At 35.9% G+C, this 25,281-nt stretch carries 21 protein-coding genes and 1 pseudogene; 8 read left to right on the top strand and 14 right to left on the bottom strand.

Translation table 11 applies throughout. From position 1 onward, the window contains the following. Window positions 1-51 precede the first annotated feature (51 nt). Both DYR29_RS09430 and DYR29_RS09425 read right to left on the bottom strand, forming a co-directional pair. On the bottom strand, window positions 52-1,893 hold the full coding sequence (locus tag DYR29_RS09430) for a lysophospholipid acyltransferase family protein (RefSeq protein WP_047421074.1): 1,842 nt from the start codon (window positions 1,891-1,893) through the stop codon (window positions 52-54). A gap of 22 nt (window positions 1,894-1,915) precedes the next feature. Continuing rightward, entirely contained in the window at window positions 1,916-3,154 is a 1,239-nt protein-coding gene (locus tag DYR29_RS09425; protein ID WP_213280268.1) for an aspartate kinase, read from the bottom strand. 324 nt (window positions 3,155-3,478) lie between these two features. Here DYR29_RS09425 and fbp point away from each other — a divergent pair, with 324 nt between their 5' ends. After that, complete coding sequence (fbp, locus tag DYR29_RS09420) at window positions 3,479-4,495, top strand: class 1 fructose-bisphosphatase (RefSeq protein WP_213280267.1); 1,017 nt, start codon at window positions 3,479-3,481, stop codon at window positions 4,493-4,495. Then, window positions 4,495-5,499, top strand: coding sequence for an o-succinylbenzoate synthase (locus DYR29_RS09415; protein WP_213280266.1), 1,005 nt, complete (start codon window positions 4,495-4,497; stop codon window positions 5,497-5,499). The genes fbp and DYR29_RS09415 overlap by 1 nt, the downstream gene beginning before the upstream one ends. 12 nt (window positions 5,500-5,511) lie before the next feature. Here DYR29_RS09415 and DYR29_RS09410 read toward each other — a convergent pair whose 3' ends face one another. Both DYR29_RS09410 and DYR29_RS09405 read right to left on the bottom strand, forming a co-directional pair. Further along, entirely contained in the window at window positions 5,512-5,679 is a 168-nt protein-coding gene (locus DYR29_RS09410) for a bacteriocin-like protein (protein ID WP_156118473.1), read from the bottom strand. A 427-nt stretch (window positions 5,680-6,106) separates the two neighbouring features. Continuing rightward, window positions 6,107-7,237 carry an alpha/beta hydrolase gene (locus DYR29_RS09405; protein WP_213280265.1) on the bottom strand — a complete coding sequence of 377 codons (1,131 nt, stop codon included), beginning with the start codon at window positions 7,235-7,237 and terminating at the stop codon, window positions 6,107-6,109. A gap of 152 nt (window positions 7,238-7,389) precedes the next feature. Here DYR29_RS09405 and DYR29_RS09400 point away from each other — a divergent pair, with 152 nt between their 5' ends. Both DYR29_RS09400 and DYR29_RS09395 read left to right on the top strand, forming a co-directional pair. Next, the gene (locus DYR29_RS09400; RefSeq protein WP_213280264.1) at window positions 7,390-9,063 is read left to right on the top strand and encodes a glutamine--tRNA ligase/YqeY domain fusion protein; all 1,674 of its coding nucleotides are present in this window, start codon (window positions 7,390-7,392) and stop codon (window positions 9,061-9,063) included. Window positions 9,064-9,270: 207 nt separating this feature from the next. Beyond that, window positions 9,271-10,452, top strand: coding sequence for an MFS transporter (locus DYR29_RS09395; RefSeq protein ID WP_213280605.1), 1,182 nt, complete (start codon window positions 9,271-9,273; stop codon window positions 10,450-10,452). A gap of 78 nt (window positions 10,453-10,530) precedes the next feature. On the opposite strand, the gene DYR29_RS09390 is transcribed toward DYR29_RS09395, so the two are convergent. After that, window positions 10,531-11,499, bottom strand: a complete 969-nt coding sequence (locus DYR29_RS09390; protein ID WP_213280263.1) for a YpdA family putative bacillithiol disulfide reductase — start codon at window positions 11,497-11,499, stop codon at window positions 10,531-10,533. A 131-nt stretch (window positions 11,500-11,630) separates the two neighbouring features. Between DYR29_RS09390 and DYR29_RS09385 the strand changes: the two genes are divergently transcribed. Then, on the top strand, window positions 11,631-12,272 hold the full coding sequence (locus DYR29_RS09385; protein ID WP_213280262.1) for a hypothetical protein: 642 nt from the start codon (window positions 11,631-11,633) through the stop codon (window positions 12,270-12,272). A 67-nt stretch (window positions 12,273-12,339) separates the two neighbouring features. Here DYR29_RS09385 and DYR29_RS09380 read toward each other — a convergent pair whose 3' ends face one another. The 9 genes and pseudogenes from DYR29_RS09380 to DYR29_RS09340 all read right to left on the bottom strand — a co-directional run bounded on the left by DYR29_RS09380 (window position 12,340) and on the right by DYR29_RS09340 (window position 21,979). Next, window positions 12,340-13,626 carry a glycosyl transferase family 1 gene (locus DYR29_RS09380; protein ID WP_213280261.1) on the bottom strand — a complete coding sequence of 429 codons (1,287 nt, stop codon included), beginning with the start codon at window positions 13,624-13,626 and terminating at the stop codon, window positions 12,340-12,342. Window position 13,627: 1 nt separating this feature from the next. Continuing rightward, on the bottom strand, window positions 13,628-14,584 hold the full coding sequence (locus DYR29_RS09375; RefSeq protein WP_213280260.1) for a hypothetical protein: 957 nt from the start codon (window positions 14,582-14,584) through the stop codon (window positions 13,628-13,630). 15 nt (window positions 14,585-14,599) lie between these two features. Continuing rightward, window positions 14,600-17,125 carry a YfhO family protein gene (locus tag DYR29_RS09370; RefSeq protein ID WP_213280259.1) on the bottom strand — a complete coding sequence of 842 codons (2,526 nt, stop codon included), beginning with the start codon at window positions 17,123-17,125 and terminating at the stop codon, window positions 14,600-14,602. Window positions 17,126-17,156: 31 nt separating this feature from the next. Further along, window positions 17,157-17,387 (bottom strand): hypothetical protein, encoded by a 231-nt coding sequence (locus tag DYR29_RS09365; protein WP_213280258.1) that lies wholly within the window; start codon window positions 17,385-17,387, stop codon window positions 17,157-17,159. 65 nt (window positions 17,388-17,452) lie between these two features. After that, window positions 17,453-18,502, bottom strand: a complete 1,050-nt coding sequence (locus DYR29_RS09360; RefSeq protein WP_213280257.1) for a DUF6263 family protein — start codon at window positions 18,500-18,502, stop codon at window positions 17,453-17,455. 196 nt (window positions 18,503-18,698) lie between these two features. Beyond that, complete coding sequence (rlmB, locus tag DYR29_RS09355; RefSeq protein ID WP_047421102.1) at window positions 18,699-19,448, bottom strand: 23S rRNA (guanosine(2251)-2'-O)-methyltransferase RlmB; 750 nt, start codon at window positions 19,446-19,448, stop codon at window positions 18,699-18,701. Between the two features lie 79 nt (window positions 19,449-19,527). After that, window positions 19,528-19,876: pseudogene (locus tag DYR29_RS09350) on the bottom strand (four helix bundle protein). Between the two features lie 31 nt (window positions 19,877-19,907). Beyond that, window positions 19,908-20,378 (bottom strand): DinB family protein, encoded by a 471-nt coding sequence (locus DYR29_RS09345; RefSeq protein WP_213280256.1) that lies wholly within the window; start codon window positions 20,376-20,378, stop codon window positions 19,908-19,910. 266 nt (window positions 20,379-20,644) lie between these two features. Continuing rightward, window positions 20,645-21,979 carry a peptide-N-glycosidase F-related protein gene (locus DYR29_RS09340; protein WP_213280255.1) on the bottom strand — a complete coding sequence of 445 codons (1,335 nt, stop codon included), beginning with the start codon at window positions 21,977-21,979 and terminating at the stop codon, window positions 20,645-20,647. 236 nt (window positions 21,980-22,215) lie between these two features. Between DYR29_RS09340 and DYR29_RS09335 the strand changes: the two genes are divergently transcribed. The 3 genes from DYR29_RS09335 to DYR29_RS09325 all read left to right on the top strand — a co-directional run bounded on the left by DYR29_RS09335 (window position 22,216) and on the right by DYR29_RS09325 (window position 25,273). Further along, window positions 22,216-23,523 carry an Ig-like domain-containing protein gene (locus DYR29_RS09335; protein WP_213280254.1) on the top strand — a complete coding sequence of 436 codons (1,308 nt, stop codon included), beginning with the start codon at window positions 22,216-22,218 and terminating at the stop codon, window positions 23,521-23,523. A gap of 287 nt (window positions 23,524-23,810) precedes the next feature. Next, window positions 23,811-24,815, top strand: a complete 1,005-nt coding sequence (locus DYR29_RS09330) for an AAA family ATPase (protein ID WP_213280253.1) — start codon at window positions 23,811-23,813, stop codon at window positions 24,813-24,815. After that, window positions 24,815-25,273, top strand: a complete 459-nt coding sequence (locus tag DYR29_RS09325) for a GNAT family N-acetyltransferase (protein WP_213280252.1) — start codon at window positions 24,815-24,817, stop codon at window positions 25,271-25,273. Before DYR29_RS09330 ends, DYR29_RS09325 begins: the two co-directional genes overlap by 1 nt. Window positions 25,274-25,281: the final 8 nt, after the last annotated feature.

Below are 25,281 nucleotides of genomic sequence, written 5' to 3'. Positions count from 1 at the left end.
TGGTATACAAAGCAAGTATTCATCGTGCTTTTTTTGAATAAAGTTAAAAACTTACTGATTATCAGCCGGATTATTTTCCTGCTCCTTTCTTATCTGCTCGCTCATCTCTTCCAATACCGGTTTGATTGTGTTTTCCGGAAGATCACTAATTCGGATATACATCAATCCGTCTATCGCATCATTGAAGTTTGGATCAACATTGAAAGCAATTACTTTAGCATTTTGCTTGATGTATTTTTTGATCAGAACAGGCAGTCTCAATTCAGGTTCAAGATCATCAATGATTTTGTCCAGTTTATTAAGATCAGACTCCATTTCCTCAAAGAAAATATTTTTATCCCTGTCACGAAGCTTTACCTTATATTCATTCCTTGGAGTGATATACTGGGCTACAGCGGAATCAAAATAATTGGAACGCATAAACTCAATCATCAGAGATTTTGAGAATTCCGAGAATTTATTAGAGATACTCACACCTCCCATAAGGAATTTATGATCCGGGTTTCTCAGGCAGACATGTACAATCCCTCTCCATAAAAGGAAGAGTGGAAGTGGTTTCTGCTGATACTCCTGGCAGATATAAGCACGGCCCATTTCAATCACCTTTTTAAAGAAAGGGTGAATATCCTGCTCAAACTCAAACAAAGAGCTTGTATAGAAGCCTTTGATGCCATATTTCTTCATGACCTCTCTACCCAATGCCATTCTGTAAGCACCCGCCAGTTTTTTCTCACCATTGTCCCAAAGGAAAAGGTGATGGTAATGCTTATCATACTCATCAAGGTCAAACGGAAGATTACTTCCTTCACCTACCGCACGGAAAGTAAGCTCTCTCTGACGTCCGATTTCCCTCATAATAGAAGGGATTTCCTCGTAAGTGGTAAAGTAGATTTCGTAATTCCCGTTACTGAACAGCATCTTATCTGTTCCTCTCAGTTTATCAACATCTTTAATGATGTCTTCCAGAGGTGTTTCATCAATGATATTCTGAACAATATTTTCTTCCTTCAGCAAAGGAAATTTCACCGATAAATTCTGAAGATTGATGCTTTGAGCAAGGGATTTTCTCTTTTCATAGTAAGATTTCATCATATAAACCTTACGCTTCAGAAACTCACCCAATTCCTCGATTGTTTCCATGTCATCCATTGCCTTTACAGTGATAGGGCGCCCGATTCTGATTCTGATAGGTTTTTCTCTATCATTCATCATTTCTGCGGGAAGCATCAAAGTCTGCAAATTCGGATGAAGCTTAGCCACCTGATAAAAAAGACGGCTGTTCTTGGCATGGAAATACATAGGAACTACCGGCACTTTAGCCATTCTGATTAGCTTAAGTGCCGTTTTTTCCCATTCCTTATCTAAAATTTCTCCGTAAGGATTGTTCTTGTTGGAAACTTCTCCTGCCGGGAAAATACCTACGCAGCCTCCGTTTTGTAAATGCTTGAGTGTTTCACGCATTCCTGAAGAGCTGCTGTAAGCTTCTTTTCTGTTTTCAAAAGGGTTTACAGCGATTACATACGGTTCCATAGGTTTGATCTTTTCCAAAAGGAAATTTCCCATTACCTTGAAATCCGGGCGAACCTCTGATAAGACTTTGCACATCAGAATCCCGTCAATTGCACCCAGCGGGTGATTGGAAACCAGAATAAATGGTCCCGTTTTCGGAATCTTTGCCAGATCTTCTTCAAAAGCTACATAGCTTAGGTTTCTTTCTCTTACAAATGAGTCGAAAAAGTCTTTGCCTTCCTTATCTTTTAGTTTGTCGTATAATTTATTTACTTCGTTTATTTTGGCAATGCTCATCACAGCAGATGCTACCGGGTTCTTGAGGAACCCAAGTTTACTTAAGCCGGAAGCTTTGATCAGATCGTTTTTCGAAATTAAACTCATGTGTGTTTAGTCGCAATTAATATTATTGTGTTACCATTTGAAGAGTATTCTTGGAAATTTGTTCCAATAATACATTTTTTTCATGGTAAAATTTATCAATGTGATCCATCTTCGCATTTCTTACTGTGAATAAAGATACATTTTTAATTGCTTCGGTTTTAAAAATTTTTTGAAGCTCCTGGTTGAGCTCATCTATATGGTTAAATTTATCTTCAAGGCACAATGCCAGAGAGATTGCAGAATTCTGCATCAGAGAAACCTTGATCTTATATTTGGATAAATAGCCAAATATTAAGCTCATATGGTCTTCTGCAATAAAAGAGAAGTCTCTTGTTGATATTTTCAGAAGATCCTGATTTTCTTTTAAAATATAAGATTCTTCCTGTTGGTTTTTGTCGGAAGCACCTACTTTGGTTCCTTCTTTGGTAGGATCTACGAAAGATTTTACATAAAAAGGAATACTTTTTTGCTGTAATGGCTGTAATGTTTTCGGGTGAATAACGCTCGCTCCGTAATAAGCCATTTCAATCGCTTCTTCATAAGATATGTTAGAAAGAAGAGAGACGTCATTGAACTTTCTAGGATCTCCCGTCATTACTCCCGGTACATCTTTCCAGATTGTCATCGCTTCAGCATTTAAGCAATAAGCAAAAATAGCAGCAGAGTAGTCTGAACCTTCTCTTCCTAACGTTACCGTAAAATTGTTTTCGTCAGAACCAATGAATCCCTGGGTTACATAGCAGATCTCAGGATTCAGATTAGAAATAAATTCTTCAGTTCTCACCCAGTCTACCGTACCTTCTCTGTATGAATTATCCGTTTTCACATAATCTCTGGCATCAAGCCATTGATTGGTAAATTGAATTTCATTCAGGTATTCACTCACAATTTTGGTAGAAATCATTTCTCCGCAGCTTACTACCTGATCGTAAACAAAATTGTAGTTAGGAGACTTATTTCTTCTTAAAAAAGAGTCAATATCGTCAAAAAAGAGATTGATTTCTGCAAAAACCGCATGATTTTCAGGAAAAAGTCCTTCCGCAATCTCAATGTGTTTTCGTTTTATCTTTTCAATCTCAGTTTGATAGTTATCCTTTTTGAAATAAAGTTCAACAACTTTTTCCAACTCGTTTGTCGTCTTGCCCATTGCTGAAATCACCAGCAAGCATTTGGCAAATCCCTGGCTTTTTAGAACCATGGACACGTTTTTTACACTGTCAGCATCTTTTACCGATGCTCCACCAAACTTGAAAATTTTCATTAAATTGTTAAAAATAAAATTGTTAGATAAAAAATTACATGAGTTTTTTACGGACGTCAAAATTATAAATTTACAACGAGATATGAAATAGCCCGGCCGGGAGATAGAATTAAGATTTCCTTAAAATCAACAATTAATGAAATAATTTGAATTTTTCCTGTGTCTGATCTAACAAATCCGGAGACATAATTTTCAATAACCGCTCTGTGTTATGCTGAATTTCATTTGTATTGTATTGAAATACAGATTGTAAGCTCTTTTTTAATTAAATTTTCTTAATGCGATAAATTTTCCGAAATTTGGGCAAAACGTAAAAAGAAAAATATGTCAAATCAACCATTACAGACTTTAGGAGAATTTCTTATAGATAAACAGGACGATTTTCAATATTCTACAGGTGAATTTTCTCGTCTTCTGAGCGCAATAAGATTGGCTTCGAAAGTGGTAAACAGAGAAGTAAATAAAGCCGGAATTGTAGATATTACAGGAGCTGCCGGAAACCAGAATATTCAGGGTGAAGAACAGCAGAAACTGGATGTGATTGCGAATGAAATTTTTATTACGGCTTTGTCTCAGAGAGAGGTGGTTTGTGGTATTGCGTCTGAGGAAAATGATGATTTTATTGATATTAAATGTGGCGAAAATGGACATTTAAGTAAATATGTAGTATTGATTGATCCTTTAGACGGATCTTCCAATATTGATGTAAATGTTTCAGTAGGAACTATTTTCTCTATCTACAGAAGAGTTACTGAACCTGGAACTCCTGTACAGCTGGAAGACTTTTTACAGAAAGGAATCAATCAGATTGCAGCGGGATATGTTATTTACGGTTCTTCTACAATGATCGTTTATACAACAGGAAACGGAGTAAACGGATTTACGTTGGATCCTTCTTTAGGAACATATTATCTTTCTCATCCTAACATGACTTTCCCTAAAACGGGTAAAATCTATTCTATCAACGAAGGAAATTATATCAAATTTCCTCAGGGAGTAAAAAATTACCTTAAATATTGCCAGATGGAAGAAGGGGACCGTCCTTATACCTCAAGATATATCGGTTCTTTGGTAGCAGATTTTCATAGAAATATGCTGAAAGGAGGAATTTATATCTATCCTTCATACTCACAGGCTCCAAATGGTAAATTAAGACTATTATACGAATGTAACCCTATGGCATTCCTTGCAGAACAGGCTGGAGCAAAAGCAACTGACGGATTCAGAAGAATTCTTGAAATAGAACCTACAGAACTTCACCAGAGAATTCCGTTCTTCTGTGGAAGTATAGACATGGTAGAAAAAGCAGAAGAATTTATGCGTATCGACAGCGTAAAATAATGGAAGCAAGTTATTTACAATATTTATTACAATTCAAACGCCCGAGTGGAACATCTCGCGGCGTTTTGCTTGATAAGGAAACCTTTATCCTCACTATTTCAGAAGACGGAAGGAAAGGAGTAGGTGAATGTGCCATTTTCAGAGGACTGAGTTTTGATGACAGACCTGATTACGAAGAAAAATTGAAATGGCTTTGTGAAAATATTAATCAGGATGCATCTTTTCTAAAAGAAGAACTGAAAGAGTTTCCATCCATCTGGTTTGGTTATGAACAGGCTGTCCAAAACCTGAAACATGGTGACAGTATATATTTTCCGAGCAAATTTACTGAAGGTAAATCTGCAATTACCATCAATGGTCTGATCTGGATGGGAGCGGTAGGGTATATGGAAGAACAGATTCAGGAGAAACTGGAAAAAGGATTTCATTGTATTAAACTAAAAATCGGGGTTGATTGGGAATCTGAACATATTATTCTCCAGAAATTAAGAGAAAAATTCTCTAAAGACCAGCTTGAGCTTCGTGTGGACGCCAACGGAGGATTCAGTAAAGAGGAAGCGGTAATTGTTTTGCAGCAGCTTGCACACCTTCATATTCATTCTATTGAACAGCCTATCAAAGCAGGAAACTGGAATGATATGGCGGAGTTATGTGCTAAAACACCTACTCCGATTGCATTAGACGAAGAACTGATCGGTATTATTGATCCTGAAGAAAAGAAAAGACTTTTAGAAAAAATACAGCCGCAATATATTATTTTGAAACCTGCATTGGTAGGAGGATTTTCCGGTTCGGATGAATGGATTTCCCTGGCAGAAAATCTAAATATCGGTTGGTGGATCACTTCAGCTTTGGAAAGCAATATTGGATTGAATGCCATTGCCCAATATACATTTACCAAAAAAAATCCAATGCCTCAAGGTTTAGGCACTGGAGCTTTATTTGTAAATAATTTTGAATCCGATTTAGAACTCAGAAATGAGCTGCTATGGTTCAAAAAATAACTGAAAAGTTAATTAGCATAATGGTGGAGGTGAATCCGGACATGTGGTCTGGCCGCAATAGTCAGGTCCCCATGATCTACAGCACATAGCAACCGGGTTCCAGCTGTTACATCCAAGTGGTGGTCTTCCTCCTTTGATTGTTTTTAATTCTCCTCTTTTGATTTTCTTTAGATTTTTCATGATATTAATTTTATTTGACTGATAAGTAAATGTCGAAAACTTTTTTTAATTATACAACAAGTGGGGAATTATTTAGCAATATTTAACAATATCAAAGAAATGTTTCAATAATTTTAAACACGAAAATAGATTCCTGCATGAGTTTATGAGGAATAATTATTGTTTTTTCGGGCTGTTTTATAAGGATGAGTAATTGTTGGGTCGAATACTTTTTTGTTTTAAAGGTTGTTATTCAGTTAAATGACATCTTTTACAAAGATGGCTTTCTTAATATAGCTTAATATATAAGAAAACTGTTTTTTAATATGTTCCATAATAAAAAAATTATAATTCCCTAGAGTTTGAATTAGCAATCATTATGCCATACTACAGTAATGAACTAATTTTAACATAAAGTTCATTTTTTAAGAATTATTTTAATTACTTATTAAGAAATAATTGTGAAAATGTTTTCGTTATTCTTAGTTCGGTTGGTGATAAGATTTCTGTCTATTCCGTTTAAAGTCTGAAAGATATCTGATTGTACCTGCGAACTGGAGAGGTATCCCCAATGGTTCCCCACTTCATATTTGAAACTGTTCAGAAGGTCATCTTTTACAAATGTACAGTCGATAATAGAAACAATATCTTTATAATCACTAATATCACTTGGTCCGTTTTTACCAAGTCGTGGTGTAAGAATGTTTTTTGTAAACTGAGAAATTCCCAAAACCGCGTCCTGTCTGTTCAGATAAATGGAAATCCTGTTGGCCAATAATGGTAACTTGTTGTATGAATCTTCGGAATCTTCAAATACTTTATAGCTGACATCCGCATTCAACAGTAAAACCTGATCGATAACACGGAGTATATTTTCCCTTTTAAGACTGTATAACATGCTTTGAAGGACTCTGTTTCCCAGGGAATGGGCCATTAGATGAATTCTTTGATTGCAGGGTGCGAGATCCCGGTTGGAAAAGATATCTTTTAAAAATTGAGTATAGAAATAAAACAACCTCATCAGAGATGTACCGGAATTGATACTGGAAGCCTTATCATCAAAATAACTTAACGGAATAATGCTTCCTGAGGCTGGCCAGCTTACAAATAAAATATGTTCCACAGGAGATGCCGGATTATCGATGAATATTTTCTTAAGATCAAGAATAGCCTTTAATTCATCATCAAAATCATACAGATAACCATGAATGAATATCAGTACATCACTTCTTTCTTTAGTGGTAGACATATTTTTGTACAGTTCATAGAACATTCTTTGAGTTCCGCCAAGATTATTGGCTGTAAGAGGAGATTTTTTAATTCCTTTTTCACTCAGAAGAACATCCAAAACTTCTTCATAACCCTGTTTTTCGGGTTCGGAGAAAAACTTGTAGTTTAAGATATTCCTGTTGGTGTAGTCTTTTTTCTTTTTGGCTTGAGCAGTGGGCTCTTTGTAGTTGTCAAAATCACATTTCGCGATTCTGAAATTGGGAATTGAGTATTCATCATTGGAAAAAGAGTCTACTCTTTCGCCTTTATGACGAACGATCTTCCGGTTACTTAAGATATAAACGGCCATGATTGTTAATTGGTTAAATGGTTTTAGCTTTCCGAAATTAATGAAAATTACTGAAATACAAAGGATAGGGCTTTTAAATTATCACTTTTACAAACGCTTATTTTTCCGTAACTTTGTGAAACTTTTTTTGCTAAAAAATAAAAGCTACTTTAATGGAAGAAGAAAAAAAATCACTCAATTTTATTGAGCAAATTATAGAAGATGATATGGCAAACGGTCTGAAAAGAGATCAGATCCGTTTCCGTTTTCCACCTGAACCGAATGGTTATCTGCATGTAGGGCACACAAAAGCCATCTGCATCAACTTCGGCCTGGGTGAAAAATACAATGCTCCCGTAAACCTTCGTTTTGACGATACGAACCCTGAGAAAGAAGAACAGGAATTCGTAGATTCTATTATGAAAGATGTTGAATGGTTAGGTTTCAAATGGGATAAAGTTTTGTATGCATCCGATTACTTCCAGCAGCTTTACGATTGGGCAGTTCAGTTAATTAAAGAAGGAAAAGCTTATGTAGATGAGCAGCCGTCTGAAGTGATTACTGAGCAAAGAAAAAATCCTTCGGAACCGGGAATTGAATCTCCATACAGAAACCGTCCTGTTGAAGAGTCTTTAGATTTATTTGAAAGGATGAAAAACGGAGAGTTTGAAAGTGGGTCAATGTCTCTTCGTGCAAAAATCGACATGCTTTCACCAAACATGAATATGCGTGACCCTGTGATGTACAGAATTTTGAACAAACCTCACCACAGAACAGGTACGGCATGGAAAATCTATCCGATGTACGACTGGGCTCATGGTGAATCCGATTATATTGAACAAATTTCACACTCGCTTTGTTCTTTGGAGTTTGAAAACCACAGACCTTTATACAACTGGTATCTGGATCAGGTTTATGAAGAAGGAAGGGTTAAAAATAAGCAGAGAGAATTTGCGAGAATGAATGTTTCCTATATGATTACTTCCAAAAGAAAGCTTCAGAGATTGGTAGCAGAAGGGGCAGTAACCGGATGGGATGATCCTAGAATGCCTACTATTTCAGGGATGAGAAGAAAAGGATTTACTCCGGCTTCCATCAGAAACTTTATTGATAAAGTAGGGGTTGCGAAAAGAGAAAATCTTATCGAAATCCAATTGCTGGACTTCTGTGTACGTGAAGATCTTAATAAGGTTGCTAAGCGTGTGATGGCGGTTGTAGATCCTGTAAAATTAGTGATCGAAAACTATCCTGAAGACAAAGAAGAATGGTTGGAGACAGAAAATAATCCTGAGCAGGAAAATGCGGGAACAAGAGAAGTACCTTTCTCAAGAGAATTATATATTGAGCGTGAGGACTTTAAAGAAGAAGCTAACAATAAATTCTTCAGACTGAAATTAGGCGGAGAAGTTCGTTTGAAATCAGCTTACATCATCAAAGCTGAAAGAGTAGAGAAAGATGAGAATGGAGAGATCACGACCATCTATGCTACTTACGATGAGAAGAGTAAGTCCGGAAGCGGAACAGAAGAAAGCTTAAGAAAAGTAAAAGGAACTCTACACTGGGTATCTGCTAAACATGCGATTCCTGTAGAAATAAGAATCTATAATCAACTGTTTACAGTAGAACAGCCTGATGCTGAGAAAGATGTTGACTTCCTAAACTTCATCAACCCTGAATCAATGGCCATTGTGAAAGGTTTTGCTGAGCCAAGCCTGAAAGATGTTGCTGTTGGTGAGCCTCTTCAGTTCCAGAGAATAGGATATTTTACAAAAGACCAGGATTCTACGGACACAAATTTTGTGTTCAATAGAACTTTAACATTAAAAGACTCATATAAGCCAGAGTAAGAATTTATTGATATTAGATAAATAAAACGGGGCTTGATATTAAGCCCCGTTTTTTTATTTAAAAAATATAAGTACAGATATTCTCAGATTTCATAGAGCTATTTTGTACTGTAATCAGATCAAAATCAAATAATTAAAACTTAATAAATTGTGAAATTAATAAACATATATACCAATTCTTTCAAAGGACTCTCGCAGGAGAGTTGGATGCTGGCGTTGGTAATGCTCATCAACAGGGCTGGTTCTATGGTACTTCCGTTTCTGGGAGTTTATATGACCAATCATTTACATTTCAGTATTGAAAATTCCGGAATTGTACTGAGCTTTTTTGGAATAGGTTCGGTTATCGGATCATGGCTGGGAGGTATGATTACGGATAAAATAGGTGAATATAGGGTACAGAGTCTGAGTTTACTCCTCAGTGTTCCTTTATTCTGTTTAATTCCGCTTTTCACAACGGAAGCAGGATTGGCAGGAATTATTCTGGCTCAGAGTATTGTCAGTGAAACATTTCGTCCGGCAAACTCAGTGGCAATTACCAAATATGCGAAGCCTGAAAATATTACCCGTGCTTTTTCACTGAACCGTATGGCTGTTAATCTTGGATTTTCTATCGGACCCGCACTAGGAGGTATTTTATCTGCTATTTCTTATGAATTTCTGTTTTTTAGTAATGCATTGGCTGCTTTGCTGGCAGGGCTTATGTATATCTGGTTTTTTAAAGACCGTGCACGATTAGCTAAACAACAGGCGAAAAAGGTAAAAGAAGCTATTGTTATTAAAAAAGAAAGTTCTCCATATCGGGATGGTAAATTTTTGATTTACTGTATATTCTGTATGTTGTTTTCAATATGTTTCTTCCAGTTGTTCAGTACGCTGACCATATTTTATAAAGACACGGCACATCTGAGCCAGCAAAATATCGGATATATTCTTGGATATAGCGGTTTTCTGATTGTATTGCTTGAAATGGGGCTGGTACAGATTGCTGAGAAGTATTTTACTTTAGCTTTTACCATGCTTATCGGAACTTTCCTGTGTGGAATTTCTTATGCAATGCTGGCTTTCGATTATAGTATGATTACCCTTGTGCTGTCTATGACATTACTTTGCGTAGGAGAAATATGGACACTACCTTTTATGTCAACCATTACAGCATTACGTTCAGGAGATAACAATAAAGGTGCTTATATGGGATTGAACGGAATGTCATTCTCCATTGCATTTATCGTTACTCCTTATATAGGAACATTGATTGCCGAGAAATTAGGATTTAATACGTTATGGATTGGAACAGGAGTACTGGCTGCAGCTATTGCCATTGGTTTTTACTTTATCATACCATGGATGCTTAAGGATAAGAATAAAGCGGAAGAAGAAATGATATAAGTATTGAATCAGTTAAAAATAAAGCTTCGGGCAATTTCGTAGAAATTGCCCGAAGCTTTTGCTATATATGAGTTGTTATTATTTAGATCTGGAAAGAATGGTATTGATAATCATACTGGCATGAATTCTTGAGTTTTCAATGAACCACAGATGTGTATCTTTTCCTCCACACACCACTCCCGCCAGATAAAAGTTCGGAACATTGGTTTCCATCGTTTCAGGATTATAAAACGGATTCAGGCAGTCTCCTTTAAGTTCAATACCGGAATTTCTCAGGAAATCAAAATCAGGAAGATAACCCGTCATGGCCAGTACAAAATCATTATCAATTTCATGAATTTCTCCTTTCTCATCTTTAAAAACAACCGTGTTTTCTTTAATCTCGATCATTTCAGCATTAAAATGAGCTTTAATACTGCCTTCTGCAATCCTGTTTTCTATATCCGGTTTTACCCAATATTTTACACTTTTGGAAATCTCAGAATGACGAACAATCATAGTTACCTCAGCTCCTTTTCTATATGTTTCCAAAGCTGCATCTACCGCAGAATTACTTGATCCTACCACTACGATTTTCTGTTTTGCATAAGGATAAGGTTCGGTATAATAATGCTTGACCTTTGGAAGGTTTTCCCCGGGAATATTCATGAGGTTGGGGATATCATAGAATCCGGTAGCAATCACCAGATTTTTAGCAACATAAGTTGCTTTGGTTGTTTTTATCTCAAACAGTTCGTTGTTTTTGGAAACACCCAGCACTTTTTCATACAGATTAATGTTAAGCTTTTTCTGTCGGGCAATCCCTTGGTAATATTCCAGTGCCTCCTGTCTTCCTGGTTTTGGAGCAGTCGAAATAAATGGGATTTCGTCAATTTCCAGTTTTTCTGCAGTGGAGAAAAATCGCATATATAAAGGATAATTGTAAAGAGAGTTGACAATGGTTCCCTTTTCTATGATTAAATGACTAAGATTATTTTTTTGAGCTTCAAGGGCACAGTTCAAACCGATGGGTCCGGCCCCGATAATGAGAATATCCAATATTTCCATCTAACAAATGTACGATGTAATTTTTAAAATGAGAAGCTATAACCTATCAACTCCCATAGTCTTTATCACTTTATATCATTTATCGGTTGGCATTAGTTTTGGTGCTTTTTACCAATTGCAAAATTTAAAATATGAAAAAAATACTTATTCCACTGGTTGTTTTGGTCCTGGTTGTAGCCTGTAAAAAAGAGGCAGGAAAACCTGTTCCCAATGTGATAGATTCCATCGCACAAAATAAGACAGACAGTGCAGGTACCGTTCAGAATATTGCTAATAAAGAAGCAGTTTTGAAGCAGACCAATGATGAGGTTTTGAAAGCTCTGAAAAATAAAGATTATACCAGTTTTGCATCCTTGATCCATCCTGAAAAAGGAATCCGTTTTTCGATGTATGCTTTTGTGGATATAAAAGGAGACAAGCATTTTTCTAAAGCAGATTTTGAAAAATATCAGCCTACCAAAACACTGTTTACCTGGGGAGCACATGATGGTTCAGGAGATCCTTATAAGGCAACGGTTAATGATTATCTTGGTAAATGGGTCTTCGCTAAAGATTTTACAGCATCTCAATATTCACTGAATAAATTCATAGGCGGAGGTAATTCTCTGAATAATTTAAAGGAAATTTATCCTAAAGATGACTTCACAGAAAACTATATCAAAGGAACCGAAAAAAATGGCGAGATGGATTGGAAAACACTCCGTTTTGTATTTGAAGAATTTCAGGGGAAATATTATCTGGTCGCTGTGGTAAATGACCAATGGACAATTTAAAAGTTAGAAGTTAGAAGTTGAAGCGGCATGTAAACTCCAGCTTCCAGCCTCTAACTTCCTTTCTTTATTATAAAATTTCAGACAGTTGACGGGTTAGATTTTTTCTTGAGAACTGCTCAATATGCTGAGTGTTTTCAAGAAGATTTCCGTTTTTCCAAAGGATAAATTTTTCAAGAATAAACTTCTTGACGGTTTCTGTATCCTGATAGCTAAAATGTTTTCCTGCCTGGGTTTCCTCCAGAATTTTCGCCACATCAGCTTTATTCGGACCGAATGACAGAATCTGCTTTCCTGAAGCCAGATATTCAAATATTTTTCCGGGAATAATTCCTTTTGAAGATTCGTTCGGGAAATTGGTAATTAGAAGCAAATCTGAATTCTGCATTTCTTCTACCGCTTTTCCATGAGCAAGATATCCAAGGTTCAGAATATGATTTTTCAGACTTGAGTTTTCAATGGACTGTAGGATTTTATCATCTATTCTTCCAACGAATTTCAACTTAAAATCAGTGGCAAATTCAGCATTTTCTTTCACCAGCTCATCAAGTGCTTTCCAAAGGTTTTCAGGATTTCTGAGTTGCTCCAGAACGCCAATATAACTTAGGGTAAATGCCTTTCCCATTTGTCCTTTTATACTTTCCTCAGAATCACTTTCATCAAATCCATTCGTAATACAAATGGAATTGGCACCTGCTTTCCTGAAGTTTTCCGCATCGGTATAACTTGTAGCCAAAGTGATGTCTGCATTTTTAAATACGGCACTTTCAAGCTGACGGTGTTTTTTATCTGAACTTTTGGTTAATTTCAGATGTTTGTAATAGGAAATTTCTGTCCATGGATCACGGAAATCGGCAATCCATTTCAGATTAGGTATTTTATTTTTAAGCCCCAAACCAATGAGATGAAGCGAGTGGGGAGGGCCGGAAGTTACAATCGTATCTATTTTATTTTCTTTCAGGTATTTTTCCAAAAATGTAACGGAAGGTTTTACCCAAAAGACTCTGGCATCCGGAATGAAAAAATTACCTCGCACCCAGATTGAAAGTCTGGATTTCCAGCTTTGATTTTTTCCTACATCAAATTGTCCGGCCTTAAACTTCTTATTGCTTTTATTTAGTTTTTCAGCCAGTTGATAAGGTTCCCAGATTTTGGTTCTTACCATCTCAATGTTTTCCGGAACATCTTTCATCAGCGTTTCATCCAGCAATGGATAGCTTGGATTTTCAGGAGTATAGATAATGGGTTTCCAGCCAAAATCAGGCAGATATTTTGCAAACTTCAGCCATCTTTGAACACCAGGACCTCCCGCAGGAGGCCAGTAATAGGTGATAATCAATATTTTCTTCTGTTCCATTTTATTTAAATGAAAATGTATTACCTACTTTTTTGAATTGTGGTAAATCCTGATCTAAATTCTGTTTAGAAGATGCCATTAAAAATAATATAAAATCTTTTTTTGGGTCCTTTATAATTTTGTAATAACATACACTTGGCTTTCCATTAAATTTCCCATAAATCTCTGCCTGGAATGAATCTTTTGTTTCAATAATGTTTTTTTCATTCAAATCTTCAAACCCATATTTAAGTAAAGATTTTTTTGATTCTTCAAAAAAACTTTTTAAACTAGGATTTTCAATATTTGGTATTTGTGAAATTAAAATGTTTGGTTCTAATATTCCAACATTTTTACCAGCTTCTGTAAAATTGTAAAAATTTGAGGTGTATTTTTGAAATTTAAACTTAGTGTCTGAAAGATCTATTTTGAAAGTTGCATTGCTTAAATAATCTATCTTAGAATCTTTATTATAAACAATAGTATGAAGCATGTTTTTTACTTTATTTTCAAGTAAAATATTATTTGCATCGTACATCACTGTAATCATTTCTTTTTCGGTTTTATTATCAATAAAAAGAATTGCTCCTTTTAATTGTGGCTGGCCCTGTAAAAAAACAATTTTAGATTTTACTCCATTTACCGTAATAAACTTATCATCAAATACTTTTATTCCTTTTGCCTCAAAGCCTTCTTTTGAAAAATCATCAACAGTATTTTTTACGGTATTGCCATCTGACTCCATTACAGTAATAGAATAATTATTGTCATTAGAGATCATAGCTCCATTACTTAGTTTGTAATTTTTGTCAAAAGGCAGAAAATATATTTTAGTATTGGGAATATTTACATGTTTTGGAGTTATATTATTATTTAAAGTTACTGCTTCTATAGGTAGAGGTGGAGATGTGTATTTTACCTCTTTTTTTTGGCAGTTAAATAAATTAATAGCAATGATCAGCAATATTATTTTTTTCATAAAATCTGTTTTAATTTATGCTGTTTTTTGCTTCCTGTTTTTATTGATCCAGAAAATTCCAAATGCAGCCAACAGGATAAATAATCCAAATGAAAGAAGAGAAAGCCATTTTCCTTTTTCAATTACTTCAGGCTCAAATACCATTCTGATATGGTGGCTTCCTGCCGGTACATGCACTGCACGAAGCAAGTAATCTGCTTTCACATAAGGAACCTCTTTCTCATCTACCAGAACTTTCCATCCGTGAGGATAGTACACTTCAGAGAATACAGCTAATTGAGGCGTCTTCGACTGAGATTTAAATTCAAGTTCGTTCGGCTGGTATTTCGTAAGATTGATAAATGCTGTAGAATCTGCCTGAACTGGTTTGTTGTCAAAATATGATTTATCAGATGATGCAATAACTGCTGTTTTCTTGTTGTCAATAGTCCCGATGGATTTAATTTCCTGATTAGGGGTATCTGCAAACTTTAAATCACTTACAAACCATGCATTTCCGTTGGCTTTTGGATTAGGAACAACCTGTGGCTGCTCAGGTCCTCCGAAAACCATATACTTGGCATTTAATAAGTTTAAAATATTAGGAGTTTTTACACTGTCTACATTATTGATGTATTCATTCAGAACATCATCGTATCTTCTTAGCTTTACGGCGTGGTAACCACCAATTGAAGCTTTAAAATAAGAGGTATTGGTTTCACTTGTTACGCCCAGCGTCTGGTTGTAAATTCGGTAGTGAGTTTTGTCTTTTTCAGCGATTGTTTCCAATGTTTTGTTGATGTTGACATTGGATAGAATGGATTCCAGATTGGGATTTCCCTGAACTTTTTCAGCCAGCAGATCTGAACTTTCTGTTTGGAAAGGATTTTCAGCAAAGATTTTATCTACGTAGTTTTCGTCATTCAAATAACGCTTGTTTACGGTCCATAGATCAAATAAGCTTACAACTCCAATCACTACCAAAGCAATATTCTGATTAAGCTTTTTCTTTAAAGTTAAGAATAAGGCAGCAACCGTAATGGCTACATAAATAAATGCTTTTATGGCGTCTATTCTGAACAGTTTATATCTTTCATCTACAAGATAATCCAGTAGGAAAGGAGGGAAGTAAGTCTTTTCGCCTTCTGTAGAAAAACCCAGTAATGATTTTCCGAAGATCAGAAGAATTAATAAAAATCCTAAAGTTCCACCTCCAACATACATAAGGATTTTCTGCTTATATTCTTCAGTCAGTTTTTCGTCTGTGAAGAATCTGTATAGTCCCAGAATGGCAATTAAAGGGAATAATAATTCCACGACAACTAAAATTGAAGAAGGAGCTCTGAATTTATTATAAAACGGAACATAATCGATAAAGAAGTCTGATAACGACATAAAGTTGCTCCCCCAGGCCAGTAAAATAGTCAGGATAGAAGCGCCTAAAATCCAGTATCGGTATTTTTTTCCGGCAAAGAAAAATCCTAATAAAGCAAGGAAACATACAATTGCTCCCTGATAAGCAGGTCCTGAAGTCCCGGGTTGATCTCCCCAATATGTCATTCCGCTGAATCCTTTTGAAATTCTGTCCATTTCCGCCTGTGAACCTACATTTTCCTGAACCAGTTCCTGAACTCTGTTCATCATTTCTTTTCCTTCCGGTTCCTGACTTCCGCCACCCATTAATCTCGGGATGAAAAGGTTTAAAGTTTCAAGCTGTCCATAGCTCCACATCAGCATACTTTCTTTATCCATTCCGGATTTTCCTGGAGTATGGCTGTCGTTATCTAAGATCTGTTTTCCACGAACTGTTTCTTTTACATATTCAGAATTAGCCATGATTCTTTGTGAATTCATTCCAACTCCGATAATGCATGATGCTGCAATAATTCCTGATGAAATAAGGAAATGCTTCATCGGTGTCTTTTTCTGTATTGCTCTGATCAGTTCAGATAAGAATAAAAATCCTAGTGCAAGGAACAGATAATACGTCATCTGCGGGTGATTGGCTGCAATCTGAAGCCCCATAAAAAGGGTCGTAACAATGAATCCCCAGATGTATTGTTTTCTGATGTAAACCAGTAAAATTCCGGCTAACAGCGGTGCAAAATACTCAATGGTGTTTACTTTACCATTGTGTCCGGCTGCAATAATGATATAAAAATAGGTAGAAAGTCCAAAGAAAGTGGCTCCTAAAAGCGCATACTTCCAGTTTCTTACCACTACCATTCCCAAAAGGAAAAAACCAGCAAACAGCAGGAAGAGATAATTAACCGGTCTTGGCAGGAAATTCAGATTGCTGTCTATTTTTTTGATGATGTCCCCTTTGAACTGGCTTCCCATCTGATAAGTCGGCATTCCTCCAAACATGGAGTCGCTCCAGTAGGTTTCATTTCCGGTATTCGCTCTATAGTCGAGCAGTTCTTTTGCTCCTCCTCTGTATTGCACAATATCGTGCTGGAAAAGTTGTTTTCCTGTAAATACAGGGGTAGAATATAAAAATGCTAAAACTATAAATACTACTAATGAAGCTGCAATATAAATGAAGTTTTTATTTTTTGCCATGCTGGTTATTATCTTTTATTTCCTGGAATGTTTACCTTTTGTCCTTACTCTCTTTCACCTCTTCATAGTCTACAGTTTCTGCATCCCATTTAAGGTTCTTTTTGTTATTCTTATTCGAGTTGTGTATATCCTGCTGCCCGTTGTTTTGATTATTGTTATTAAAACGGTAACTATAAAATGTCTTAAAGAAAATCCTTTTCAGGATATTCCAGACAAAGAAAATAATAATGGCAGTGAGTACTAACTCAAGAATGTACTTCATAATGTTAAAATTTAAAGTTCAGGGTTTACTCTTTAAAGGGTAAACCCTGAATGCATTTAATTCAGTTATTTAGCAGATGGGTTTACCATTACCGATGAATTGGAAACGCTTTTCATAGACTGAGATTGTTTTCCATCTGAAATGGTTTCTATCTGTGTCGTTTTTACGTTGATATTCTGGTTGGTAATCCATCCTGTGCTTTCGTCAAACTTAATGGTTCCGTTCTGAACCAGTTCACTGCTCAGGCTGTGTGTAATGGGTCCCTGAGCTTTCTTTTCAGTCTTCTTAGGAATACCTCCGGTAACGGCAATTTCTGCGGTTCCGTTTCCTAAGCTTTTCATTACATAATTGGAGGTTACTTTTACAGCTCCGCTTGCATCTGCATTTTCGGAAGTAGACCATTTCTCACCAATTTTCACTCCTTTTTTAGGAATAATCATCAAATTTTTATGGAATTGGTCTTTTAATACCTTTTCATTGAATGATTCTTTAAGGCTTGCCACAACGCTCGCTTTTTGATTGGCATCTTTGATAAGAGTCCCTACCGCATTGGAAACTTTTGTATAAACAGCATCAAATCCTGTGATAGAGATTACGTTACCTTTTGTATCCATTTTCATAGCAAGCTTGTTTCCGGTAAGTGCTTTGTTTACGTTCCAGATCATTTTAAGATCATCTTCTTTAGGAAGAGCAAGTTTGGTATCTACCACTACTGTTTTTCCCTGTGCAGACTGAGAATTTCTTTTCGCTACAAGGTTAAGGGTCATTTCGTATACATCCCCTTTGATATCATTCACGACAAAGTTCATTTCATCTGTAGATTCGCTGGTTGCAGTGATGGATTTTCCCTGAGGATCCGTCATTGTTTTTACATCTCTCTGATATGTGGTAAGAGGATATGTCTTTCCTTTTTCAAGTTTAAAAGTCTGTTTAATAATTCCCGCAGAATCTTTGATAGCCGGGTTTTCTGCAACTTTTGCTACAGAATCCGCAGGAACTTCTACAGTTACTGTTTTTCCGGTTTTAGGATCTACTTTCGTTATTTTTGCTGTTTCTTTTTTACAAGATACAAGAGCTATTGATGATATAAGCGCAAGCGCTGCAATATTCTTCATTTGATTTTTTTTTAATTTTATTTTACTACTTTTTCATAATATATTATCTGCAATATCGTGTGGTTTTGTTTCATATTCTCTGCTTGATTTATTGGAGAGAATTATGTTTTTTAATGGATAAATCTGAAATACATTTGGAAACCATATATTTATTATTTATCCTGCTGATACTGCAATGTGATTTTATTATGATGGTTTAAGAATTGGGTATCACTGCCATTTTCTGTCTTACTGCTTCATATAAAATCGCTCCACATGCTACAGAAACATTCAGAGATTGTGTTTTTCCTTCAATAGGAAGTTTAATTTTTTCGTCAGCATGGTGCAGGACTTCTTTAGAAATTCCTGTTTCTTCATTTCCCATAACAATAGCACAAGGCTCTGTAAGGTTGACGTCGTAAATTAATTTCTGAGCTTTTTCACTGGCAGCATACACAGAAATTCCGCTTTGCTGAAGGAAATCCACAGCATGAGCCAGATTGTTTTCTTTACATATTTTAATATTGTAAATAGCACCTGCAGAGGTTTTTATAGCATCAGAATTAATAGGAGCAGCGCCCTTTTCCGGAATGATTATAGCATCAACCCCTACACATTCTGCCGTTCTGCAGATTGCACCAAAGTTTCTTACATCAGTAAGTCTGTCCAGAATCAAAAGAAAAGGCGTTTTTCCCTGTTCAAATAACTGTGGAACAATATCCTCCACTTTATGAAACGGTACATCCGAAATAAAAGCAACCACACCCTGGTGGTTTTTTCTTGTAAAACGGTTCAGTTTTTCAACCGGAACATAATTGGGACGGATTTTATTTTTCGCTAAAATTGCTTTTAGTTCAGCATAAATAGGACCTTGAAGTGCATTCTGCACAAAGACCTTGTCAATCGTTTTTCCCGCTTCAATTGCTTCAATCACGGGACGCAGCCCGAAAATAAAATCGTCTTTCATTGAGTTGTTTAAAATTTTATGTTTAAGGTTTAAAGTTCATCGTTTAAAGTTCAAGGCTTACTATGTGAATTTTTGAATTTTAAGGTTTGTACTTTGTTCCTTTTAAATCTGTTGTATTTAAATATTTTATAAAAGAGCTTATCTTTCTACTTAAAGTTTCTGTCTGCTCAATTAATGTTTCAAATTTTTCCTGCGAAATAAAATTTCTTTCGAAAACCCGATACAATTGTGATCTGGTTTCTCCGCACGAAGATTTCGCAATCCTTCAGCAATATATCCATTACTGATCCTGAGGATCCATCAATTTGATTACAAAGTTTAAAATTATTCTTAAGGTTGGTAGATTCAATGATATGATAAACTTCATTGCAAAGCTCCCGGGACAACTTCCAAATCTTTAAGTCTTCAAATCTATTGATTGTTGCCATAACCTTAAACTTTAAACTAAGAACCTTGAATCTAATACTTCTCTCCTAAAATTGCTCTTTTCTGTGCCATCAAATATCCGTAGTGAAGGCTTTCATGCATATTGTTGAAGATAATGGCATCCTGAATGCTTTTCAGATCCATCCCAAAACTTGTTGTATAAGGAGTGTAGTCTGAGAAGAAATCACTGTCATAATCCTTCATTAAAATCTTCGAAGTTTCCGTAAGTAAAAATTCTAAATCTTCCACTTCCGACTTCTGAACATTTAAATTCGGTAAAGTTCCTTTTTTGTAAGTTTCGATCCAATATTTGTCAATACGGAAAGGATTTCCGCTTAGGTAATAATGCAAAAGCTGCTGTGTAGCAACAGTATGGGCAATATTCCAGTACATATTATTGTTGAAACCATCCGGAATCAGGATCAGATCTTCATGAGATGTGTTCTGAAGGACGTCTAAAAGGTTCTTTCTTACCTGTCTGTGCGCTTGAAAATGATAATTCATTTTGCAAAATTTTTAATCACCAAAAATAGTTTAATAAACTGGAAATGACAATTTTTTTGGGTAAAGGATTGAAGTTAAAGTTTTTTAACTTTTCAGAAAAAGGATAGATTTAGGTTGTTTTTCCAACAAATTTTTAGTGTTATTATGATGTTTTTACGTTTAATTTTACAAAACGTATAAGATGTATATTTTTACACAAAACCTTCCTGTAAAAAGATTCAGGAAGGCTTTATTGTTCTGTTTTCTATATGGTTTTACAGTCAGTTTTATTTTTTGATGATTTTATGTTTAAATGTGGTTCCATCCTTTAGAACAATATTTAAAAAATAAATTCCAGTGCTGTATGGGGAAAGATTTACTTTGTTCTCATTATAAGTTTCTATAAGTTTTCTTCCTTCTACATTGAATAGACTTATTGAGGTTACATCTGTTTTTGATTGTATGTGTACAAAATCAGAAGTAGGATTAGGATATATGTTTACGTCTACAGTTTTGATATCTTTTACATTTAAGACTGCATTGCTTTTACCCTGCATATAAACTGATAACATAACATCTCCCTGCTGCTGGTTGAAAACAGCTGTCGGTATCGTATGTTTCAAAGTGTGATTGCCTGCCGTTAAGCTTGGAAGTGTAAATTCTCTGATAGGAACTGAATTTCCGGGACACCAGTTATTCCATGAGGTCCAGTCTGCGAAAGTTTTAGGAGTAGATCCATAGATTCCGTTTCCCTGGGTGTTATATACCCTGTAAGGTTCACATGAAATTCCTCCAGGAGTGTAAGTGAGTACCTGTACATCATCTATATAAGTATAGTTTTGTCTTCTGATGTATTCTTCACCGCCACTGTTGGCACCATGAGGGGTAGATATTACAAAAAAACGGGCGTTAGTCACAGGGTTTGGGAGATTGAAAGTGACAATTCTCACGGTTTCTCCTGTAACGTCGGTGCTGTTATAGTTATTGAGTTTATTGTAACTTAATATGGGAATAAGATTGTTGGAATCTGAAGGAGTTGCTCCGGTATCCGTTGAGAAAAAAGTAAGGGTTCCGGAAAAAACATCAATTCTCCCTGAACAGCCGGAAACCTGAGTTTGTGCTGCATATGGAACACCAAAAACATCCAGTTCCATATAGAAATCATAGGTGTTGCGTAACGCTGTATCATGAAAAACACTGTAAAGATTACTGATATCATAAGTATAAGGAACCTCTGACGGAGTTCTGTTTTTATTCATGAACGGTGTGATGTATCTTCCTATCTCAATTCTTTTGACGTTCGGATCACTAATTGTGTAAGTAGATTGATTTTTAGGAACCATCGCTAAAAAGACTTCTCCCAGGCGGTCGTAATTGTCACACAATGCAGCTATTGTTACCCGCATCGCGATTTTGGCTTTGAAAGAATCTAGTTCAGCATCAGTAAGTTTCCTCGTGTATCTGGCATTATTTAATCGTGTCAAGCCACTGGGAACGGGGTTGGATACTGTAGCCGCATAGCCATCGTAGTAAACAGCATCTGAAATCACATTCGTCATCGTTGTTTGTGATAAAGCCAGATTTGCTATGAAAATACTTGAAAAAAATAGCCTTTTATACATAGATTGATGTTTAGTGTAAATATATTAATTAAGTATCAAAATTACTTTTAATTTCTTTTATTTTTGTTATTTGTGCTTTTTTATTGATAAATATTTAATTATTTTAATTTTAAAACATGTTTTTGTTTAATTAATTTCATTATGTTCAATCATATAATGGAAAATATTTTTTTATTGTTGTGATCCAGGTATTTATTATTAAATTAGCATGATATTTCGGATTAATATTATTAATAATGAAAAGAATTTTACTTTTAATTTTGTTTTTTGTAGTGGTAGGAGTGAGCGCTCAGATCAATATCAATATTGGAGCTGCGAATGTAGGGACAGCACCTGTAAGCAGTTTTTTCTCTTACTCATATGTGCAGCAGATTTATCCTAAACAGGAAATAAATGCCAATGCAGCGGGCAATATTACAGGTCTTACATTTTATGTAGATCCTTCTTCAACCCTTACAGAATCTTCAAACTGGACTGTTTATCTTGGTCATACCTCAAAAACGGCTTTTTCTTCCGGTACAGACTGGATTCCTGCCGCACAGCTGACACAAGTGTTTACAGGAACTGTAACCAGGAATAATAATAAAGTTCAGGTTGTTTTTACAGTACCTTTTGCATATAATAATGTTGATAATCTGGTTGTTGCTGCAAAAGAGAATTCTCCGAATATTGATATTAATAATTTTGATGAAGCCTTCCATGTCTATTCTCATATTTCAAATTCAACCCTTTATTATAAAGGAGATCGTAGTGTGGTAGATATTTCTGCTCCACCGGGTGGAATAAGAGCAGACTATAAATCTGCAATTACAATCTCTGGCCTTACATCCAGTGCCGGCCCTGCCTGTCCTTTCATTATGTATCCGGCAAATAATACCCAGAATGTTTCCCTGTCTCCTAATATCACATGGTTCCCTGTTTCCGGGGCGGATTCTTATAAGGTTTTGATAGGGACAAGTCCGGGAAGTGCTAATGTTGTTAATCAGCAGGTAGTATCCGGAACAACCTTTTCACCTTCGGCCGCTCTTGCTACAGGAACGACTTACTATTTGAAGATAACAGCTGTTTCTGCTAATGTTGAATCCTCAGGATGTTCAGAATTTATGTTTAAAACGGTTCCTGCAATACCTGCTAATGATGCATGCTCAGGCGCTTTTCTTGCCTCCGTGTTTCCTTACAGCTATACTCAGGATGATGCTGTCTCTACCACTAATAATTCAGGGAATATAAGTGTCTGCACGAGCAATGGTGATACGGGAATGAATGACGGTACATGGTTCAAACTGGCTGGAGACGGAAGTCAATATACTATAAAAGTAGCCATGCCTTCCGGAAGCAGCTTTGACCCTCAAATTGGAGTGTATAGCGGAAGCTGCAGCAATCTGTCCTGTACAGATACAGTGGATAACGGTGGTGGCGGTGCTGCTGAAACCCTTACAATTACGACTGTATCCGGGATTGACTACTTCATCAATGTAGGAGCTTATGATGATACAACAGATGCTCCGGAGAATACTTTTACCATTACAGTAACCAAGCTTTAAAGTATTTGGAAGTTAGATTTTGAACAAAAATTGAAAAGATAAAACCAAAGTGTTGTGAAAGTAATTTTGCAGCACTTTTTTATATGGATCACCACAAAACAGATCGAGGAATCTATTGAAATATCTCAGATGTATGGATTTCTTTATAGGCAAGAAATTCAGCATTATAGCTTTAAATATTGCGTTAATACCGGAATATTTAACAAACTTTAACTCAAAAATGGCATTTATTGTGTTGATTAATGCAAGTATTTATCAGAAATTTACCACTTATTTTAAATCAAGCTATGTCAGAGATATATCAAGCTGAAGATATCCGCCAATTGACGGAAAAAGTAAAAGAAAAAAATTATTTATTTACTCTTCTGAGACAGGAAATCAACAAAGTTATTATTGGGCAGGATTACATGGTAGACCGTCTTTTGGTAGGGCTTTTGGGAAATGGTCACGTTCTTTTGGAAGGGGTGCCTGGATTGGCTAAAACTCTTGCCATAAAAACCTTGGCAGATGCTGTACATGGTGAATTTTCAAGAATTCAGTTTACTCCGGATTTGCTTCCTGCAGATGTAGTGGGAACCATGATTTACAATATCAAAGACAATGATTTTTCTATAAAAAAGGGTCCTGTATTCGCAAACTTTGTGTTGGCGGATGAGATCAACCGTGCGCCGGCAAAAGTACAGTCGGCTCTTTTGGAGGTAATGCAGGAAAAGCAGGTGACAATAGGTGATGAAACCATGAAGCTTCCAAAACCGTTCCTGGTATTGGCAACACAGAACCCGATTGATCAGGAAGGGACTTATTTACTGCCTGAAGCACAGAGTGACCGTTTTATGCTGAAATGTACCATAGATTATCCTTCTTTTGAAGATGAAAGACAGGTAATGAGAATGGTTTCCACTTCACATCAGCCGGCTGTGAAACCGGTGATTTCCCTTCAGGATATTGTAGATGCAAAAGAATTGATCAACCAGATTTATCTGGATGAGAAAATTGAAAAATATATTCTGGATATGGTGTTTGCAACGCGTTATCCGGAAAATTACGGTCTTACTGAACTTAAAAATTATATCAGCTTTGGGGCTTCTCCAAGAGCATCCATTAACCTTGCTATCGCTTCAAGAGCATATGCATTCTTAAAAGGAAGAGCATTCGTTATTCCTGAAGATGTAAAAGCATTGGCAAAAGATGTATTGAGACACAGAATAGGCTTGACTTTTGAGGCTGAAGCAGAAGAAGTTTCATCAGAAGAAATCGTTAATAGAATTTTAGCAAAAATCCAGGCACCATAATGAGTGAGGTAACAATAAGAAAAGCCGTTCTGGAAGATTGTGCTTCCATGCTGGATTTAATCAAAGAACTGGCAGAATATGAAAAAGCACTGCATGAAGTAACGGTGACGCTTGATGAATTTATTCAGGATGGTTTTGGAAATTCTCCGGTTTGGGGTGCTTTTGTTGCAGAATTTGAAGGTGAAATCGTTGGGATATCACTGTATTACGACAGATACTCAACATGGAAAGGAAGAAGGCTGTATCTTGAAGATCTCGTTGTGACAGAAAAACTCAGAGGAAAGCAGATCGGAAAAATGTTGTTTGATGCAACATTGGAATATGGTAAATCCAACAACTATAGCGGAATGGTGTTCCAGGTATTGAACTGGAATGAGCCAGCCATCAATTTTTATAAAAAATACAGTCCGAAGTTTGATAATGAATGGTCAAATGTATCTATTGAGTTTGAAGATTAAGCAGAAAC

Source organism: Chryseobacterium indologenes (assembly GCF_018362995.1).
GTDB classification, from domain to species: Bacteria; Bacteroidota; Bacteroidia; order Flavobacteriales; family Weeksellaceae; genus Chryseobacterium; species Chryseobacterium indologenes_G.
Note: the sequence above shows the minus strand (reverse complement) of the source record. Positions and strands in the feature narration are given on the sequence as shown.

Coding starts and splice junctions, on each gene's coding strand:
- DYR29_RS09430 (WP_047421074.1), bottom strand. CDS start 1,893: ATGAGTTTAATTTCGAAAAACGATCTGATCAAAGCTTCCGGCTTAAGT.
- DYR29_RS09425 (WP_213280268.1), bottom strand. CDS start 3,154: ATGAAAATTTTCAAGTTTGGTGGAGCATCGGTAAAAGATGCTGACAGT.
- fbp (WP_213280267.1), top strand. CDS start 3,479: ATGTCAAATCAACCATTACAGACTTTAGGAGAATTTCTTATAGATAAA.
- DYR29_RS09415 (WP_213280266.1), top strand. CDS start 4,495: ATGGAAGCAAGTTATTTACAATATTTATTACAATTCAAACGCCCGAGT.
- DYR29_RS09410 (WP_156118473.1), bottom strand. CDS start 5,679: ATGAAAAATCTAAAGAAAATCAAAAGAGGAGAATTAAAAACAATCAAA.
- DYR29_RS09405 (WP_213280265.1), bottom strand. CDS start 7,237: ATGGCCGTTTATATCTTAAGTAACCGGAAGATCGTTCGTCATAAAGGC.
- DYR29_RS09400 (WP_213280264.1), top strand. CDS start 7,390: ATGGAAGAAGAAAAAAAATCACTCAATTTTATTGAGCAAATTATAGAA.
- DYR29_RS09395 (WP_213280605.1), top strand. CDS start 9,271: ATGCTGGCGTTGGTAATGCTCATCAACAGGGCTGGTTCTATGGTACTT.
- DYR29_RS09390 (WP_213280263.1), bottom strand. CDS start 11,499: ATGGAAATATTGGATATTCTCATTATCGGGGCCGGACCCATCGGTTTG.
- DYR29_RS09385 (WP_213280262.1), top strand. CDS start 11,631: ATGAAAAAAATACTTATTCCACTGGTTGTTTTGGTCCTGGTTGTAGCC.
- DYR29_RS09380 (WP_213280261.1), bottom strand. CDS start 13,626: ATGGAACAGAAGAAAATATTGATTATCACCTATTACTGGCCTCCTGCG.
- DYR29_RS09375 (WP_213280260.1), bottom strand. CDS start 14,584: ATGAAAAAAATAATATTGCTGATCATTGCTATTAATTTATTTAACTGC.
- DYR29_RS09370 (WP_213280259.1), bottom strand. CDS start 17,125: ATGGCAAAAAATAAAAACTTCATTTATATTGCAGCTTCATTAGTAGTA.
- DYR29_RS09365 (WP_213280258.1), bottom strand. CDS start 17,387: ATGAAGTACATTCTTGAGTTAGTACTCACTGCCATTATTATTTTCTTT.
- DYR29_RS09360 (WP_213280257.1), bottom strand. CDS start 18,502: ATGAAGAATATTGCAGCGCTTGCGCTTATATCATCAATAGCTCTTGTA.
- rlmB (WP_047421102.1), bottom strand. CDS start 19,448: ATGAAAGACGATTTTATTTTCGGGCTGCGTCCCGTGATTGAAGCAATT.
- DYR29_RS09345 (WP_213280256.1), bottom strand. CDS start 20,378: ATGAATTATCATTTTCAAGCGCACAGACAGGTAAGAAAGAACCTTTTA.
- DYR29_RS09340 (WP_213280255.1), bottom strand. CDS start 21,979: ATGTATAAAAGGCTATTTTTTTCAAGTATTTTCATAGCAAATCTGGCT.
- DYR29_RS09335 (WP_213280254.1), top strand. CDS start 22,216: ATGAAAAGAATTTTACTTTTAATTTTGTTTTTTGTAGTGGTAGGAGTG.
- DYR29_RS09330 (WP_213280253.1), top strand. CDS start 23,811: ATGTCAGAGATATATCAAGCTGAAGATATCCGCCAATTGACGGAAAAA.
- DYR29_RS09325 (WP_213280252.1), top strand. CDS start 24,815: ATGAGTGAGGTAACAATAAGAAAAGCCGTTCTGGAAGATTGTGCTTCC.